Annotated in this window: 15 protein-coding genes; 5 read left to right on the forward strand and 10 right to left on the reverse strand. The window is 67.9% G+C overall.

All coding sequences use genetic code 11. From position 1 onward, the window contains the following. The first annotated feature begins 20 nt into the window (after window positions 1-20). The 4 genes from Tsedi_RS00520 to Tsedi_RS00535 all read left to right on the forward strand — a co-directional run bounded on the left by Tsedi_RS00520 (window position 21) and on the right by Tsedi_RS00535 (window position 4,382). Window positions 21-1,196: an ATP phosphoribosyltransferase regulatory subunit gene (locus Tsedi_RS00520; protein WP_143892541.1), complete on the forward strand. Its 1,176-nt coding sequence runs from the start codon at window positions 21-23 to the stop codon at window positions 1,194-1,196. 70 nt (window positions 1,197-1,266) lie between these two features. Next, a complete protein-coding gene (locus Tsedi_RS00525; RefSeq protein WP_143892543.1) occupies window positions 1,267-2,655 on the forward strand; it encodes an adenylosuccinate synthase in 1,389 nt (462 codons plus the stop codon). A gap of 33 nt (window positions 2,656-2,688) precedes the next feature. Beyond that, on the forward strand, window positions 2,689-3,213 hold the full coding sequence (locus Tsedi_RS00530; protein ID WP_143892545.1) for a phosphoribosyltransferase: 525 nt from the start codon (window positions 2,689-2,691) through the stop codon (window positions 3,211-3,213). Then, on the forward strand, window positions 3,201-4,382 hold the full coding sequence (locus tag Tsedi_RS00535) for a PLP-dependent transferase (protein ID WP_143892547.1): 1,182 nt from the start codon (window positions 3,201-3,203) through the stop codon (window positions 4,380-4,382). Before Tsedi_RS00530 ends, Tsedi_RS00535 begins: the two co-directional genes overlap by 13 nt. Before the next feature lie 7 nt (window positions 4,383-4,389). Here the strand turns inward: Tsedi_RS00535 and Tsedi_RS00540 are convergent, their stop codons facing one another. From Tsedi_RS00540 to Tsedi_RS00590, 10 genes are all read right to left on the reverse strand, one after another. Beyond that, the gene (locus Tsedi_RS00540) at window positions 4,390-7,590 is read right to left on the reverse strand and encodes a type I restriction endonuclease subunit R (protein ID WP_143892549.1); all 3,201 of its coding nucleotides are present in this window, start codon (window positions 7,588-7,590) and stop codon (window positions 4,390-4,392) included. Between the two features lie 67 nt (window positions 7,591-7,657). Continuing rightward, window positions 7,658-8,272, reverse strand: coding sequence for a DUF4276 family protein (locus tag Tsedi_RS00545; protein ID WP_221934170.1), 615 nt, complete (start codon window positions 8,270-8,272; stop codon window positions 7,658-7,660). Then, window positions 8,269-9,474 carry an AAA family ATPase gene (locus Tsedi_RS00550; RefSeq protein ID WP_143892551.1) on the reverse strand — a complete coding sequence of 402 codons (1,206 nt, stop codon included), beginning with the start codon at window positions 9,472-9,474 and terminating at the stop codon, window positions 8,269-8,271. The genes Tsedi_RS00545 and Tsedi_RS00550 overlap by 4 nt, the downstream gene beginning before the upstream one ends. Further along, a complete protein-coding gene (locus Tsedi_RS00555; RefSeq protein WP_143892553.1) occupies window positions 9,471-9,962 on the reverse strand; it encodes a virulence RhuM family protein in 492 nt (163 codons plus the stop codon). The genes Tsedi_RS00550 and Tsedi_RS00555 overlap by 4 nt, the downstream gene beginning before the upstream one ends. Then, entirely contained in the window at window positions 9,959-11,785 is a 1,827-nt protein-coding gene (locus Tsedi_RS12245; RefSeq protein ID WP_221934171.1) for a DUF559 domain-containing protein, read from the reverse strand. Before Tsedi_RS12245 ends, Tsedi_RS00555 begins: the two co-directional genes overlap by 4 nt. Beyond that, window positions 11,775-12,119, reverse strand: a complete 345-nt coding sequence (locus Tsedi_RS00570; RefSeq protein ID WP_143892555.1) for a nucleotidyltransferase family protein — start codon at window positions 12,117-12,119, stop codon at window positions 11,775-11,777. The genes Tsedi_RS12245 and Tsedi_RS00570 overlap by 11 nt, the downstream gene beginning before the upstream one ends. Further along, window positions 12,116-12,529 (reverse strand): nucleotidyltransferase substrate binding protein, encoded by a 414-nt coding sequence (locus Tsedi_RS00575; RefSeq protein ID WP_143892557.1) that lies wholly within the window; start codon window positions 12,527-12,529, stop codon window positions 12,116-12,118. Before Tsedi_RS00575 ends, Tsedi_RS00570 begins: the two co-directional genes overlap by 4 nt. 58 nt (window positions 12,530-12,587) lie before the next feature. Then, on the reverse strand, window positions 12,588-12,953 hold the full coding sequence (locus Tsedi_RS00580) for a Fic/DOC family N-terminal domain-containing protein (protein WP_221934172.1): 366 nt from the start codon (window positions 12,951-12,953) through the stop codon (window positions 12,588-12,590). An 80-nt stretch (window positions 12,954-13,033) separates the two neighbouring features. Beyond that, window positions 13,034-14,599 carry a class I SAM-dependent DNA methyltransferase gene (locus Tsedi_RS00585; RefSeq protein ID WP_143892559.1) on the reverse strand — a complete coding sequence of 522 codons (1,566 nt, stop codon included), beginning with the start codon at window positions 14,597-14,599 and terminating at the stop codon, window positions 13,034-13,036. A gap of 118 nt (window positions 14,600-14,717) precedes the next feature. Further along, on the reverse strand, window positions 14,718-15,371 hold the full coding sequence (locus Tsedi_RS00590) for an arylesterase (RefSeq protein WP_143892561.1): 654 nt from the start codon (window positions 15,369-15,371) through the stop codon (window positions 14,718-14,720). A 14-nt stretch (window positions 15,372-15,385) separates the two neighbouring features. Between Tsedi_RS00590 and Tsedi_RS00595 the strand changes: the two genes are divergently transcribed. Continuing rightward, complete coding sequence (locus Tsedi_RS00595) at window positions 15,386-16,075, forward strand: ABC transporter ATP-binding protein (protein ID WP_143892563.1); 690 nt, start codon at window positions 15,386-15,388, stop codon at window positions 16,073-16,075. Window positions 16,076-16,079: the final 4 nt, after the last annotated feature.

The following is a 16,079-nucleotide window of genomic DNA, read 5'->3' on the forward strand; positions in this document are numbered from 1 at the left end:
CTGCCCGAGCCCCGAGTGCCATGTCCGCCTGGCTGCTGCCGGATCACATCGCCGATGTCCTGCCCTCCGAGGCGCGCCACCTGGAGGACCTGCGCCGCAGCCTGCTGGAGGCGGCGCGGCGCTACGGCTACGAGCTCGTGATCCCGCCGCTGCTGGAGCACCTGGAGTCGCTGCTGACCGGCACCGGCGAGGCGCTGGAGCTGCAGACCTTCAAGCTGGTCGACCAGCTCTCGGGCCGCATGCTGGGGCTGCGCGCCGACACCACGCCGCAGGTGGCGCGCATCGATGCCCATCTGCTCAACCGCCAGGGCGTGGCGCGTCTGTGCTACTGCGGCCCGGTGCTGCACACGCGCGCCGGCGGCGTGCACGGCACGCGCGAGCCGCTGCAGTTCGGAGCCGAGATCTACGGCCACGCCGGACTGGAGGCAGACCTCGAGATCCTGGAGCTGGCGCTGGATGCCCTGCGCGCCGCCGGCCTGCCGGGCCTGCAGGTCGATCTGGGTGACGTGCGCGTGGTCGATGCGGTGCTGGCCGGCTGCGAGCTGACGCCGGCACGGGTGGCCGCGATCCACGCGGCGCTGGCAGCCAAGGACGCCGCGGGGCTCGAGGCGCTGACCGTGGACCTGCCGGCGGCCGTGCGCGCGGCGTTGCAGGCGCTGCCCGACCTCTGGGGTGACGTGGCGGTGCTGGACGAAACCGCGCGCCGCCTGCCCCCCAGCGCGGCGCTGCGCTCGGCGCTGGCCGATCTGCGCTGGTTGCACGACCGCCTGGGCGAACTCGGTCTGCCGGTGCAGGTGACCTTCGACCTCGCCGATCTGCGCGGTTACGCCTACTACACGGGAGTGCGCTTTTCGGTACTGGGAGGGGCGTCGGCGCGCCACGAGATCGCCCGCGGTGGCCGCTACGATGCGGTCGGCGCGGTGTTCGGGCGGCAGCGCCCGGCGGCGGGTTTCAGCCTCGACGTCAAGCAGCTCGTGCGTCTGGTGCCCGCCCCGGCGCTGCGCGCCGCCATCCGGGCGCCGTGGCGGCATGACGACGCCGCGCTGCGTGCCGCCGTGGCGGCGCTGCGCGCGCAGGGCGAGACGGTGGTCAGCGTGCTGCCCGGGCACGAGCACGAGGTCGACGAATTCGCCTGTGACCGCGAACTGGTGCAGCGCGATGGTGCCTGGGTGGTGCAGCCGCTGGGCGCTCCCTGACGAGATTCCTCCCATCCCCGCACGCATGCAGACGAGCGCCCCCTGGCGGCCTGAGACGGACCTACGAGTGATGACGAACCGAGCTTTCCAGCCCCAGCCGGGGCGCAACGTGGTGGTGGTCGGCACCCAGTGGGGTGACGAGGGCAAGGGCAAGCTGGTCGACTGGCTGACCGAGACCGCGCACGGCGTGGTGCGCTTCCAGGGCGGGCACAACGCCGGCCACACCTTGGTCATCGGTGGCGTCAAGACCGCGCTGCACCTGATCCCGAGCGGCATCATGCGCCCGGGCGTGAAGTGCTACATCGGCAACGGCGTGGTGCTGTCGCCGGCCAAGCTGCTGGAGGAGATCGAGGGCCTGGAGCGTGCGGGCGTCGAGGTGCGCAGCCGCCTGCGCATCAGCGAGGCCTGCCCGCTGATCCTGCCGTTCCACGCCGCGCTGGACGTGGCGCGCGAGGCCGCCAAGGAAAAGGCCGGCGCGGCCAAGATCGGCACCACCGGCCGCGGCATCGGCCCGGCCTACGAGGACAAGGTGGCGCGCCGCGCGCTGCGCGTGCAGGACCTGCAGTATCCCGAGCGCTTCGCCGCCAAGCTGCGCGAGCTGCTGGAGCTGCACAACCACGTGCTGGTGACGCTGCTGGGCTCCGAGACGCTGGAGTGGAGCCCGGCGCTGGCGCCCTACATCGAGCGCGGGCGCGTGCGCTTCGAGCCGGTGTACGAGGAAGCGATGCGCCAGGCCGAGCAGCTGCGGCCGATGGTGGCCGACGTCTCGCGCGAGCTCAACGACGCGCACCGCGCCGGCGCCAACCTGCTGTTCGAGGGCGCGCAAGGGACGCTCTTGGACATCGACCACGGCACCTACCCCTTCGTCACCTCCAGCAACTGCGTGGCCGGCAACGCCGCCGCCGGCTCCGGCGTCGGCCCGGGGCTGCTGCACTACGTGCTCGGCATCACCAAGGCCTACTGCACGCGCGTCGGCGGCGGGCCGTTCCCGACCGAACTCGACTGGCAGACCGAGGGCACGCCCGGCTGGCACATGGCCACCGTCGGCGCCGAGAAGGGCACCACCACCGGCCGCGCGCGCCGCTGCGGCTGGTTCGACGCCGCGCTGCTGAAGCGCTCGGCGCAGGTCAATGGCCTCTCGGGCCTGTGCATCACCAAGCTGGACGTGCTCGACGGCCTGCCGGAGCTCAAGCTCTGCGTCGGCTACCGCCTGGATGGGCGCGAGATCGACCTGCTGCCGCTCGGCGCCGACGAGATCGCGCGCTGCGAGCCCATCTACGAGACGCTGCCGGGCTGGAGCGAGCCCACCGCCGGCATCACGCGCTACGAGGACCTGCCGGCCAACGCGCGCCGCTACCTGGAGCGGATCGAGGCCACCACCGGCGTGCCGATCCACGTCATCTCGACAAGCCCGGACCGCGACCATACCATCCTGCTGCGGCATCCGTTCGCCGCCTGAACCCCGGCCCGTGGCCGCCAAGGACTCTGCGCCATGCTCACCGAAGACGGCAAGCACCTGTACGTCTCGTACGACGAATACCACAACCTGATCGAGAAGCTGGCGATCAAGATCCACCAGTCCGGCTGGCAGTTCGACACCATCCTGTGCCTGGCGCGCGGCGGCATGCGTCCGGGCGACATCCTCAGCCGCATCTTCGACAAGCCGCTGGCCATCATGTCCACCAGCTCCTACCGCGCCGAGGGTGGCACGGTGCGCGGCCAGCTGGACATCGCGCGCTACATCACCACGCCCAAGGGCGAGATCGCCGGCCGCGTGCTGCTGGTCGATGACCTGGCCGACTCCGGCCACACGCTGAAGGCGGTGGTGGAGCTGCTGCGCACCCACTACGCGCCGATCACCGAGCTGCGCACCGCCGTCATCTGGACCAAGGCGGTGTCGATCTTCACGCCGGACTACTCGGTCGAATACCTGCCGACCAACCCCTGGATCCACCAGCCGTTCGAGTGCTACGACAACCTGCGGCCCGAGCAGCTGCTGGCCAAATGGAAGGTCTGAGCACCCGCCTGATCCACCACCCGTACCGCGCGCCGGACGGCTTCGACGCTGCGCCGGTGGCGGTGCACAAGGCCTCCACCGTCTTCTTCCCGAACGTGGCGGCGCTGCGCACGCGGCGCTGGCAGGACAAGAGCGGCTATACCTACGGCCTGCACGGCACGCCCACCACCTTCACGCTGGAGGAGCGGCTGGCGACGCTGGAGGGCGCGCGCCACTGCGTGCTGGCGCCCAGCGGGCTGGCCGCGATCGCGCTGGTGGACCTGGCGCTGCTGCGCGCCGGCGACGAGGTGCTGATCCCTGACAATGCCTACGGCCCGAACCTGGCGCTGGCGCAGCACGAGCTGGCCGGCTGGGGCATCACGCACCGCGTCTACGACCCGATGGATCCGGCCGACCTGGCCGCTTCGATCGGCGAGCGCACGCGCCTGGTGTGGCTGGAGGCGGCCGGCTCGGTGACGCTGGAGTTTCCGGACGTGCCGGCGCTGGTGGAGGTGGTGCGCCGCGCCAATGCCGGGCGCGCGCGGCCGATCGTCACCGCGCTGGACGACACCTGGGGCGCCGGCGTGGCCTACCAGCCGTTCGACTGGGGCGTGGACGTGACGATGCAGGCGCTGACCAAGTACGCCAGCGGCGGCGCCGACGTGCTGATGGGCGCGGTGTGCACGCGCGACGAGGCGCTGCACCACGCGCTGCTGATGACGCACATGCGGCTGGGGCTGGGTGTCGGCGCCAACGACGCCGAAGCCGTGCTGCGCGGGCTGCCGAGCCTGGAGCTGCGCTACCGCGCGCAGGACGAGCGCTGCCGGGCACTGGCCCAGTGGCTGGCGCGGCAGCCGCGCGTGGCGCGGGTGCTGCATCCGGCGCTGCCCGGCTCCCCCGGCCACGAGCACTGGCGGCGCCTGGCGCGGGGCGCTGCGGCGCTGCTGACCCTCGTCTTCGAGCCGGACGTGGCGTCCGAGCGCATCGACGCCTTCTGCGATGCGCTGCGGCTGTTTCGCCTCGGCTACAGCTGGGCCGGGCCGGTCAGCCTGTGCGTGCCCTACGACATCCCCGCCATGCGCCAGCGCCCGTGGCCCCACGCGCCGCGCGTGGTGCGGCTGGCGGTGGGGCTGGAGGACGTGGAGGACCTGCGCGCCGACCTCGCGCAGGCGTGGGCGGCGTTGGGGTGAGGGACGCTCAGGCCCGCGCGAGCTCGGCGCTCCAGGTCGCCGACCACGCTTCCGCCTGCGCCAGCACGGTCTGCACCGCCCTGTCCTGCAGGTCGGGCGGGTAGCCGTATTTGCGCAGGATGCGCTTGACCAGCACGCGCAGCCGCGCCCGGGCCGACTCGCGGTGCGCCCAGTCCACCGTGACGTTCTGCCGCAGGCTGGTGAGCAGCTCATGCGCGATCACGCGCAGCTTCTCGTCACCCATCACCTGCACCGCGCTCTCGTTTTCGGCCAAGGCGTCGTAGAAGGCGATCTCCTCCTCCGTCAGTCCCGTCTCCTCGCCCCGACTTCGGGCCGCGCGGATGTCGCGGGCCAACTGGATCAGTTCCTGCAGCACCTCGGCCGTGGTGAGGGCGTTGGCGTGATAGCGAGCCATGGCTTCCTCCAGCCGCTGCGAGAAGGCGCGCGTCTGCACCACGTTGGCCCGGGCGCGGGCACGGATGCCGTCCTGCAGCAGCTTCCTCAGCGCCTCCAGCGCCAGGTTCTTCTTCTCCATCTGCTGCACTTCGGCGAGGAATTCCTCCGACAGGATGGAGATGTCGGGTGTCTTCAGCCCCGCGGCCTGCAGGATGTCCACGATCTCCGTGGAGACCACCGCCCGGCTGACGATCTGCTGGATGGCGAGCTCGCGCTCCTGCGCGCTGCGCGCGCTGCCCGGGCCTGTCTTGGCAAGCGCCGCGCGCAGCGCCTGGAAAAATCCGACCTCCTCGCGCACGGCGCGCGCCTCCTCACTCGCCGCGGCCAGCGCGTAAGCCCTTGACAGCGCCAGCACCGCGTCCGCAAAGCGCCGCCACGCGGCCTTCCGGCCCTCAGGGGTCGTTTCCTGCGCCGCCCACTGCCGTTGCCGCTCCAGGATCCACTCCAGCGCGCCGGCCATCACCGCCAGGCGCTGCGCCGGCGTGCCCTCCAGCGCCGCCGTGTAGTCGAAGCCGTGGAACATCGCGCGCACGACCTCGAGCTTTTCCAGCAGCACGGCCACCGCCTCGGCCTCGTCGATGCCGGTCTGTTCCCGGTCGCGCGGGGAATACTGGGCGAGCGCGGACTTGAGGTTCTGCGCGATGCCGATGTAGTCCACGATCAGGCCCGCCGGCTTGTCGCGAAACACCCGGTTCACCCGTGCGATGGCCTGCATGAGGCCATGCCCGCGCATCGGCTTGTCCACGTACATCGTGTGCATGCACGGCGCATCGAAGCCGGTCAGCCACATGTCGCGCACGATCACGAGCTTGAGCGGGTCATTCGGGTCACGCGCGCGCTTGGCGAGCAGGTCGCGCCGCGCCTTGTTGCCGATGTGCGGCTGCCACTCGGGCGGGTCGCTCGCCGCCCCGGTCATCACGATCTTGATCGCGCCCTGGGCGTCATCGTCGCTGTGCCACTGCGGGCGCAGCCGCACGATGGCCTCGTAGAGCTTGACGCAGATGCGCCGGCTCATGCAGACGATCATGCCCTTGCCCGCGAGCGCCGCTTGCCGTGCCTCGAAGTGCTGCACGATGTCCTGCGCCACCTGCGCGATGCGCTTGTCCGCGCCCACCAGCGCTTCCACCGTCGCCCATTTCTGCTTGGCGCGCTCGCGCGCCGTCTCTTCCTCGTCCTCCAGCAGTTCCTCGATCTCGGCGTCGATCCTGGGCTTCTCGTCCTCGGCCAGGGTCAGCCTGGCCAGCCGCGATTCGTAATAGATCGGCACCGTGGCGCCGTCCTCCACCGCACGGCTGACGTCGTAGATGTCGATGTAGTGGCCGAACACCGCCGGGGTGTTGCGGTCGTCGGCCTCCACCGGCGTGCCGGTAAAGCCGATGAAGCTGGCGTTGGGCAGCGCGTCGCGCAGGTACTTCGCGAAGCCGTAGCCCACCTCGCCCGTCTTGGCGTCCAGCCGGGCGCGAAAGCCATACTGGCTTCGGTGCGCCTCATCGGCGATCACCACCACGTTGCGCCGGGTCGTCAGCGCCCCGTCCACCTCGCCGAATTTCTGCAGCGTCGTGAAGATCACCCCGCCCGAAGCGCGATCCAGCAGTGTCTTCAGGTGCTCGCGGCTTTCCGCCTGAACCGGCGTCTGGCGGATGAGATCCCGGCACATCGAGAACGTGGCAAAGAGCTGATCGTCCAGGTCATTGCGGTCGGTGATGACCACGAGCGTCGGGTTTTCCAGCCGCGGGTGCTTGACCAGCACCCCGGCGTAAAACGCCATCAGCAGGCTCTTGCCCGATCCCTGCGTGTGCCAGATCACGCCCACGCGCCGGTCCCCGGGCCGCTGGTCGCGCGCCGAGGGCAGGCCGTAGACCGCCGGCTCCTCCCGCACCGCGTTGACCGGCGGCATCGCGCGGATCGTCTGTTCCACCGCCTTCCTCACCGCGTGGAACTGATGGTAGCCCGCGATGATCTTGACGAGCCCCGCGCCGGTCTGGCCGAACACCGTGAAGTCGCGCAGCAGCGCCAAGAGCCGTTCCGGCTGCAGTACCCCTTCGATGAGCGTCGGCAGCTCCGGGGCGCCTTTCGGCGCGATGCTCGCCCCGTCGGTGGTGCGCCACGGCATGAAGCGCTCGAAATCCGCCGACAGCGAGCCGACCCGGGCCTGCAGGCCGTCGGAGGCGATCAGCAGCGCGTTGGTGCGAAACAGCGGCGCGATCTGCGCCTTGTAGGTCTGCAACTGGTTGAAGGCGCCTTGCAGCGTTGCCTGCTCCGCGCCCGGCGCCTTCAGCTCCACCACCACCAGCGGCATGCCATTGACGAAGATCACCACGTCCGGCCGGCGCTGGTGGCCGCCGTGGACGACGGTGAACTGCGGAACCGCCAGCCAGTCGTTCCGCTCCGGGCGTTCGAAATCGATCAGCCGCACCTTGCCGGCGGCCAGCGTGCCGTCAAGGGCGTCGTACTCCACGTCCACGCCCTCGGTCATCAGCCGATGCAGGCGGCGGTTCTCCTCGAGCAACGCGGGGCGCTCAACCTGCAGCACGCGGCGCAGCGCCTCCTGCCGCGCCGCCTCGGGCAGCGTGGGATTCAACCCTGCCAGCGCCGTCTCCAACCGAGGGCGCAGCACCACCTCGTCATGCCCGGTGCGCTGTGGCCGCCGACCGTCGGGGCCGATGTCCTCTTCGCGTTCCACGGCAAAGCCCAAGGTTTGCAACTGCGCGAGCAGCGCCGCCTCAACGTCTGATTCAGGCAGAAACGCCATCGGGTCACTCCTTATTCCGGGGCGGCGGCAGTGGCCAGGAACGACGCGCGATCATCAGAACAGAACGTCATATCAGCAGTGCCTCCACGCCTTCAACGAAGACCTGAAAGCTGCGCGAGCGGTTGACTTGCAGGTCGAGGTAGGGGGCGATGCGCCGCGCGGCGTCGATTTTGGGATAGCTGTTCTTGTAGATGCCGTGCTTCTTGAGGAAGCGATGTAACGCTTCCCAAGAGCCGCCATTGTCAGGATTGCGAAAGACGCCTTTGCCGACATCGACCGTGGGCAGGCTGCGGAACGCCTGCCGCAGCGCTGCGGCGTCACCGATAAACCACGATTCCAATTCCTCGACCGCGATTCGGTTGACGACGTGGAACAGCCCTTGTGCATCAGGGTGGGTCTTGGTCGCGAGTGCAGCCGCCTTCGCCATGTCTTCGAGCTGACGCTTGAGCGCCGCGCAATCGTCGGTATCCCGGTCCACCAGCACGACCACGCGCAACGGCTCGCCCCGCGCGATGCGATCACGATAGGCCGCAAGCCGGTCGGGTAGGGCCCGGAGCAGTTTGTATTTGCTCCCCAGGTTGATCAGTTTCCAGCGCGCGCGCCCGCGCAGCAGCCTCGGCAGCACATGCCGAAGCGCCTCTTCTGCCGAAGGCTCTTCGACCAAAAACTCGATCTGCGTCACCCCTCATCCCCCATGTCAAGCGGATCGCCGGCGTCGAAATGCCCTTCCATCCAAAGCTCACCGAGCGTTGCGCCCTGCCGGATAAAGTCCTGTATGCCCGGCATGTCGACCACCCGGCGAATGCGGGTATATCCATCGGCGGCACGGTAGAGCACGCGCACCTCTTCCGGCCGCAGAGGGTTGATGAAGAATGGCGAATGCGTCGTGACGATCAGCTGCGTGCGATCCGCGGCCTGCTGGCACTCCTCGGCCAGCTCCGGCAGCAGACGGGGATGCAGGTAGTTCTCCGGCTCCTCGATGCCCACGAGTCGGGGCGGATCGGGGTCGTAGAGAACGGTCAGATAGGCCAGCAACTTGAGCGTGCCGTCGGATGCAAAGCGTGACAGCACCGGCTTGGAAAACGGTGCATCCTTGACCAACAGCAGCAAGCGGCTGTCTTCCAATACTTGGGCTTCGACCTTCTCGATGCGAGGGATGCGCCGCCGCAATGTTTCGAAAATATGTTCCAGGCGATCAGGGTGTTGCTCGCGCAGGTATTGAATGACATTGGGCAGGTTGTCGCCGGTTGGGGACAAGCGTTCCTCCGCCCCCGCCTCCGGGTTGCCGCGGGCGGCGTCCGTCGAGAGGTAGGAAAGGTGCCAGCCGGTGATGAAGTCGCGCAGCGCGATCACGCGCGGGTTTTCGGCCAAGGTGCCCAGCGTGCTGACCGCCAGTACGTCCGGGCCGGAGAGCGGCTTATCGACACGTATGTCGCTTGCCTCTGGCGCTTCGCCGGTAATGACCTTGCCGTGGCCATACTGGTAATCCAGGAAATGGAACGGCGCGGCGGGATGGCCGCGCTTCCAGCGCAGAAACTCCCGCGCGACGACCGGGCCCTTGGCCTGTTCTTCGATTTCCAGATGATAGGTGATGAGGGGGGCGCCAGGGCGCTCCCGGTATTGGAGATCGATGACGATGGGGCCGTCCTGGTCCCGGCTGCGCAGCTCGCGGAATCGTCCCCTGCGATCCCACGCTTTGCGCAGGCCGTCTGAGAAGCATTCGGCTAAGAATGCGAAGACGTCGAAAACCGTGGATTTGCCGCTGCCGTTTGGCCCTAGCAGGACGGTCAGTGGTGTGATGCGATCAAGTTCGACGTTCTGGAGCGCGCGGTAATTCCTTACGCGCAGGTTTTCGATGCGCGGGGGAGAGAGGTTGACCGTCACGGCTCGACTCCTCGTATTGGTGCCCCCGAAAGGGTCGGCATGTTCTCGATCAGGCGGACCATCGGGTTCTTGTTCTTGGCGTCCGACTTCGCCACCAGCAGGGCGGCGTTCTGCTCGAAGCGCTGGCGGTCCAGCGTGTAGCCGCGCGTCAAATGCTCGCGCAGCACCCGCGTGGCCCACTGGCGGAAGCGCGTGCCTTGCAGCGACTTGACCCGGTAGCCGACCGAGATGATGACGTCGAGGTTGTTGGACTCGCCTTGGTACGTCTTTCCGTCCGAGGCAGTATGTGCACATTTTGCACATACTGCCTCGCGCTCCAGTTCGCCCTCGGCGAAGACATTGCGGATGTGCTTGGTGATGACCGAGCGCTCGCGGCCAAACAGCAGCGCCATCTGCTCCTGCGTCAGCCAGACCGTGTCGCGCTCCAGCCGCACCTCGACGCGTGCTTCACCACCGTCGTAGATGATGATGCCGGAGGCTGGCTTCATAAGCCGCGCTCCTTCAAAAACGCCTCGGCGTCCTTCACGCGCAGCTCGCCGGAGATGAGTTTGGGTAGAAGGGTGTCGCGCAGTTGGGCGAGGGTGCGGGATTCGTGAATGGCAGCGATGATCCGCTCAACCGATGGCTGCACCAGCTGTGTCATGGCCTCGGCCACCGGTTCCGGCGGCAAGACAACCTCATAGCGAGCCATGTCAGCCCAGCTCGTACGCGGCATCTTCGTCCCAGTTGAGCCAGCGTTCGTGTACTCGACGAACTCACTGCTCGACACATGTCCGAGGACGAACCCGAACCAGTGGCTGTTTTTCGGAGCCACAACGACAATGTCGGTCGAGCAGACGCCATCGACCGGCGCGACGCCGACCTTGTGGAAGTAAGGCCGGAGCTTCCCGAAAAGAATCTCCCCCTGCCTGAAGGCAAACTTGTTGCTCTCCAATCCTTCCGCAGAGCCCCAATCAGCAAGGCTAATACAGCGTCTGGGCATGTGTTCCAGCGCGATGTATGGCGTGTCGGGTTCGATCCTGTCGGGCTGCGCGCTACGCCGCAGATGTTCCGCAACATCGCCGAGTACGCCAACCTCCCACCCCTCCGGAATCTCCCCCAATTCCGATTCGACGAGGCGGTCGGGGAAGAGGTCGAGGATGTGCTGCGGCCAATGCCATACCCCATCCGCGCCGAGCGCGCCCCAGCTCCCCTCTCCCTCTGGGAGAGGGGTTGGGGGTGAGGGAAGTTTGCCCCCCTCTCCCCCCGGGAGAGGGGCCGGGGGTGAGGGCAAACGGTGCTCCACAATCGCCTGAAAAATCGCCTCCAGCACCGCCTCGGTCTGCTGCAGAACGTCGTGACTCCAAAAACGTAAAACCCGCAGGCCATGTTCGGCCAAAAAGGCATCGCGGCGGGCGTCGTGCCGCCGCCCGGCCTCTTCGTTGTGCTGCCCACCGTCAATCTCCACGGCCAGCCTGTGTTCGTGGCAATAGAAGTCGAGCACATACGGCGGGAAGGGGTGCTGGCGGCGGAACTTCGCGCCTGCCAGCCGACGGTTGCGCAGCAGGCGCCACAGCAGCGCTTCGGCATCGGTCATGCGAGTGCGCAGCTCGCGGGCGAAGTCGAGCAGGTCAGGGGGGAGTTTGGGCTTGGTGGTGCCCTCACCCCCGGCCCCTCTCCCGGGGGGAGAGGGGAGATTCATCTTGGCGCGCACCGGCTCGAAGTCCACGAACCAGGCCTTGAACAAGGCACGGGCCATCGCCTCCAGCGTTTCGTTCTGGCGGCGCAAGAGTTCGATCTTGTCGTCCAGCGTGCCGAGGATGTGGGCGATGGCGCGTTGTTCGGGAAGGGGAGGCAGTGGAATTTCTAACGAACGCAGATAAGTCACCGGCTGCGCAATCGACGGGACGCCAACCTGCGAGGTATTGGCCAGCAGTTTGTGCTGGCCGTCCGGCGAGCGGAAGTAGGCGACGAGAAATTCTGGCAGGACTTTGCTTTGATCGGGACGCAGGTAGAACTGGCGCTGGGAAATGACGTATCTGTTAAAGGCAGATGTGTTCGATATATAAGCAACTTGTCCGATGTTTCCCGCATGAGTGAAGACAACGTCACCCCGCTGCACATTTGCATTGCGTAGCCGTTCCGCATGCTCGGGGGTGATGAAGTTATACCCCGGCGTATCGTCAAGGCGAAAGCCGTGTAAATGCTGCCCACTGATCACGGGCACGCCCTCAGGGACAAACGTCTCGACCTTGATTGAAGAGCCGAACGGTCCCATAGCCACACGTTCGGCAACCTCTTCGATTCGATACTTCGTCCACTCACCCGCCATATTCCGATCCTCCCTCCTGCACCACCACCTTGTCCCGCTCGATGATCTTTCTGAATGAATCGCTGGTCGTGGCCCAATCGACGATATCCACCTTGTAAGGCAGGTCCGACTCCGAGAACGCCTCCGTCAGCGCCGCGTGCACCGACAGCGGCAGCGGCCGGTCGGTGATGATGGCGAGGTCCAGGTCCGAGAGCGGGCGCGCGGCGCGTCGGGCGCGCGAGCCGAATGCCCACACCGGGTGCTGGGGCACGTGCTGGCGGAGTATCTGCCGGACGATCCGCCAGTGCTCCGGCGCGATGTCGATCGGCGGCGGGGTGGTGTCGGCCGTGGTCATGCCTTCCCACTTTCCAGCTTTTGCAGCAGAAAGGCCGCTTCTCGCTGAAAATCGGGGATGCCGGCTACGACTTCCAGCGCCACGTCCTCGTCGTAGGTGTGGCTGGTCTTGGCCCGCATCTCGCGGTAGACGCGCCACTGCGGCCAGCCATGTAATAGCAGGCCGCGTTCATGCCCGGTGCGGATGAGGTCCTGGAAGCTCATCTCGTCGAATTCGGCTGCGTTCGCCGAGGTGGCCTTGAGATAACGCTTCAGCATCTTGTGGCTGATTTCGTACGTGAACTCGAAGCGCTGGATCAGGCCGTCGCGGATCTGGGTATCCGTCGTGTCTTTTTGATAGCGTTCCCAGCCTTCGTTGAGCCGCGCGAGGGCATTGCGAAGGGGGGTCAGGTCAAGGGCATCGTTGGTCATTCATCTTCTCCCGGTCAGCACTTTCGCCGCAGGACGGGTGCCACATCGATCTGCACGACTACATGCCATCCTGCTCGCGCCGATTGTTCCATTCCGCTGTCTCCTCGAACAGCCGAAAGCAAGGCTCGAAACGAAAGCGCCGATTTCTGGCATCGCCGGTGATCTCGCGCAAAAGCCCGATGCCCTGGTTGGAGAGCACGCCCTCCTTGCGCATGTACATGAAGACGAAGAGGTCGGGGTCGGGCAGCGTCAGCACCGCGCCGTCGAGAAGGCCGAGCGCGTAATCGGCTTGCGAGAGCTTGTCGCGCAAAGGGCCGCTCAAGTCGAGCGGCGGGTCGGGCGGCAGGGGCGCAGGGATGAAGGCGCGCACGGTTTCGCCGCCCGCGCCGATCGTCTGCCACGTACCCGTTGAGCCGCGTTGCATGAGATGCCTGCCTGTGTTCGCCAGTGAAAATAGCGGGGCGAACTATTTTAGTTTAATGCTATTAGTAAAAATAACCTCCTTCAAAACCCGAGCGCCTTCAGGTTGGCCTCGATCGCCGCATCCAGTCGCGCCGCCTCGGCCTGCTGCGCCCGCCACTGGGCCGCAAGCCGCGCCATCTTTTCCTCGAACGGCTCGCCGTCGTCGTCTTGCGCCGCCGCGCCGACGTAGCGCCCCGGGGTGAGCACGTGGCCGTGCCTGCGGATCTCCTCCAGCGTGGCGGATTTGCAAAAGCCCGGCATGTCGGCGTAGTCGCCTGCGCCCGGCTCGCCGCGCCAGGCGTGGTAGGTGTCGGCGATCTTCTGGATCTCCTCGTCGGTGAGCTCGCGCCGGGTGCGGTCCACCATCACACCCATCCTGCGGGCGTCGATGAAGAGCACCTGTCCGCGCCGGTCGCGCCAACCCTTGCCGGGGTTCTTGTTGCGGGCGAGGAACCACAGGCAGGCCGGAATCTGGGTGGAGTAGAAAAGCTGCCCCGGCAGCGCCACCATGCAGTCCACCACGTCGGCCTCCAGCATGGCGCGGCGAATCTCGCCCTCGCCGGACTGCTGCGAGGACATCGAGCCGTTGGCCAGCACCACGCCGGCGGTGCCGTTGGGGGCGAGGTGATGGACGATGTGCTGCAGCCAGGCGTAGTTGGCGTTGCCCACGGGCGGCACGCCGAATTTCCAGCGCACGTCTTCACGCAGGCGCTCGCCGCCCCAGTCGGAGATGTTGAACGGCGGGTTGGCCAGGATGAAGTCGGCGCGCAGGTCGGGCAGCTCGTCCTTGTGGAAGCTGCCCTCGTTGTTCCAGCGGATGTCGGCGTCGATCCCCCGCACCGCGAGGTTCATCTTGCACAGCCGCCAGGTGGTGTAGTTGATTTCCTGCCCGTAGATCGCGATGTCGCCGATGCGCCCGCCGTGCTCCTCGACGAATTTCTCGCTCTGCACGAACATGCCGCCGGAGCCGCAGCACGGGTCATAGACACGGCCGGAGTACGGCTCCAGCATCGACACCATCACGCGCACGACGCAGCGCGGGGTGTAGAACTCCCCGCCGCGCTTGCCTTCGGCGCCGGCGAATTCGCTGAGGAAGTACTCGTACACGCGCCCCAGCACGTCGCGGGCCCGGTGTTCGTCGCCGCCCAGCCCGATGTTGGAGAAGAGGTCGATCAGTTCGCCCAGCATCACCTTGTTGAGCGCCGGGCGGGCGTAGTCCTTGGGCAGCACGCCCTTGAGGGCGTCGTTTTCCTGCTCGATGGCGCGCATGGCCTCGTCGATCAGCACGCCGATGGCCGGGTGGCGGGCGTTGGCGCGCAGGTGCGACCAGCGCGCCTCTTTCGGTACCCAGAAGATGTTGTCGGCCAGATACTCGTCGCGATCCTCGGCGGCCAGCGGGTCTTCGGCCAGCAGGGCGGCGTGCTTGGCCTCGAAGGCGTCGGAGATGTACTTCAGGAAGATGAGTCCCAGCACGACGTGCTTGTATTCGCTGGGCTCCAGATTGCCGCGCAGCTTGTCGGCCGCCTTGAACAGTTCGGCCTCGAAGCCGAGGTGTGCGCCGGGAGCGGCACTGGCTGCTGGGGCGGGGGTGGTGCGCCGGCGGGGCATGGGGGCTCCTCCTTGATTTTTTGGATGGGCGGCGACGGGCCACGCAAGGCGCGCCGCCGCCACGTGGCGGCGGGCTCGGCGTGCCGGTGCCGCTATCGTAGCGCCGGACGCAGGGGCTTCACCCCTTCGGCAACAGCCGGCGCAGCTGCGGCCAGACGTTGTCCAGCAGGATCGGCTGCGCCTTTTCGTTCGGGTGGATGCGGTCGGGCTGGAACAGGGCGGCGGCCTGCGGGCCGTCGGCCACGCCGGCCAGGAAGAACGGTACCAGCGCCACCTTTTCCTCCCGGGCCAGGTCGGCGTAGATGGCGCGGAAGTCGGCGCGGAAGCGCTCGCCGTAGTTGGGCGGCATGTCCATGCCCAGCAGCAGCACGCGCGCGCCGGCCTCGCGGCTGGCGCGGATCATGGCGCGCAGGTTGTCGCGCGTGCCGGTGAGCGGCAGGCCGCGCAGCGCGTCGTTGCCGCCCAGCTCGATCACCACCACCGCCGGGCGGTGCTGCTGCAGCAGCGCGCCCAGGCGGCTGCGCCCGCCGGCGGTGGTGTCGCCGCTGACGCTGGCGTTGACCACGCGCGCGCGCAGGCGCTGCTGCGCCAGCCGTTCTTCCAGCAGCGCCACCCAGCCGCGGCCGCGCGCCAGGCCGTACTCGGCGCTGAGCGAGTCGCCCACCACCAGGATCACCGGCGGGGAACCGTCGGCCGCCGCCGTCGCTCTGACCGGCCATGCCCCCAGCAGCAGGCCCGCCGCCAGCGCTGCGCTACAGTGGCGTCGCTTCACCCTCGCATCCTTTCATGTCCATCCCGATCATCGAAGTCGAGCGCCTGTCCAAGACGGTGACCGATACCGACGGCACGCCGCTGACCATCCTGCACGAGGTCGATTTTGCCGTCGCGGCGGGCCAGACGCTGGCCATCGTCGGCACCTCGGGTTCAGGCAAGAGCACCCTGCTGTCACTCATCGCCGGCTTGGATACGCCCAGCGGTGGCACGGTTCGCTGGGCCGGCACCGACATCTTCACGCTGGACGAGGACGCGCGCGCGGCGCTGCGCGGCCAGCGGGTGGGCTTCGTGTTCCAGAGCTTTCAGCTGCTGGCCAACCTGACCGCGCTGGAAAACGTCATGCTGCCGCTGGAGCTGGCGGGCCGGCGCGACGCCGCAGCCGCGGCGCAGCGCATGCTGGAGCGCGTCGGACTGGGCGCGCGGCTGCGGCACTACCCGAAGGTGCTCTCGGGGGGAGAGCAGCAGCGCGTGGCGCTGGCGCGCGCCTTCGTCGTCGAACCCGACATCCTGCTGGCCGACGAGCCCACCGGCAGCCTGGATCACGCCACTGGCGCGCGCGTGATGGAGCTGATGTTCGAGCTCAACCGCGAGCACGGCACCACGCTGGTGCTGGTGACGCACGACGCGGCGATCGCGGCGCGCTGCCAGCGGCGGCTGGCGATCGAGGCTGGGCGCGCGCGCGAGCTGGACGGCGGCGCATAATCGC

Source organism: Tepidimonas sediminis, assembly GCF_007556605.1.
In the GTDB taxonomy this organism is placed as follows: Bacteria; Pseudomonadota; Gammaproteobacteria; order Burkholderiales; family Burkholderiaceae_C; genus Tepidimonas; species Tepidimonas sediminis.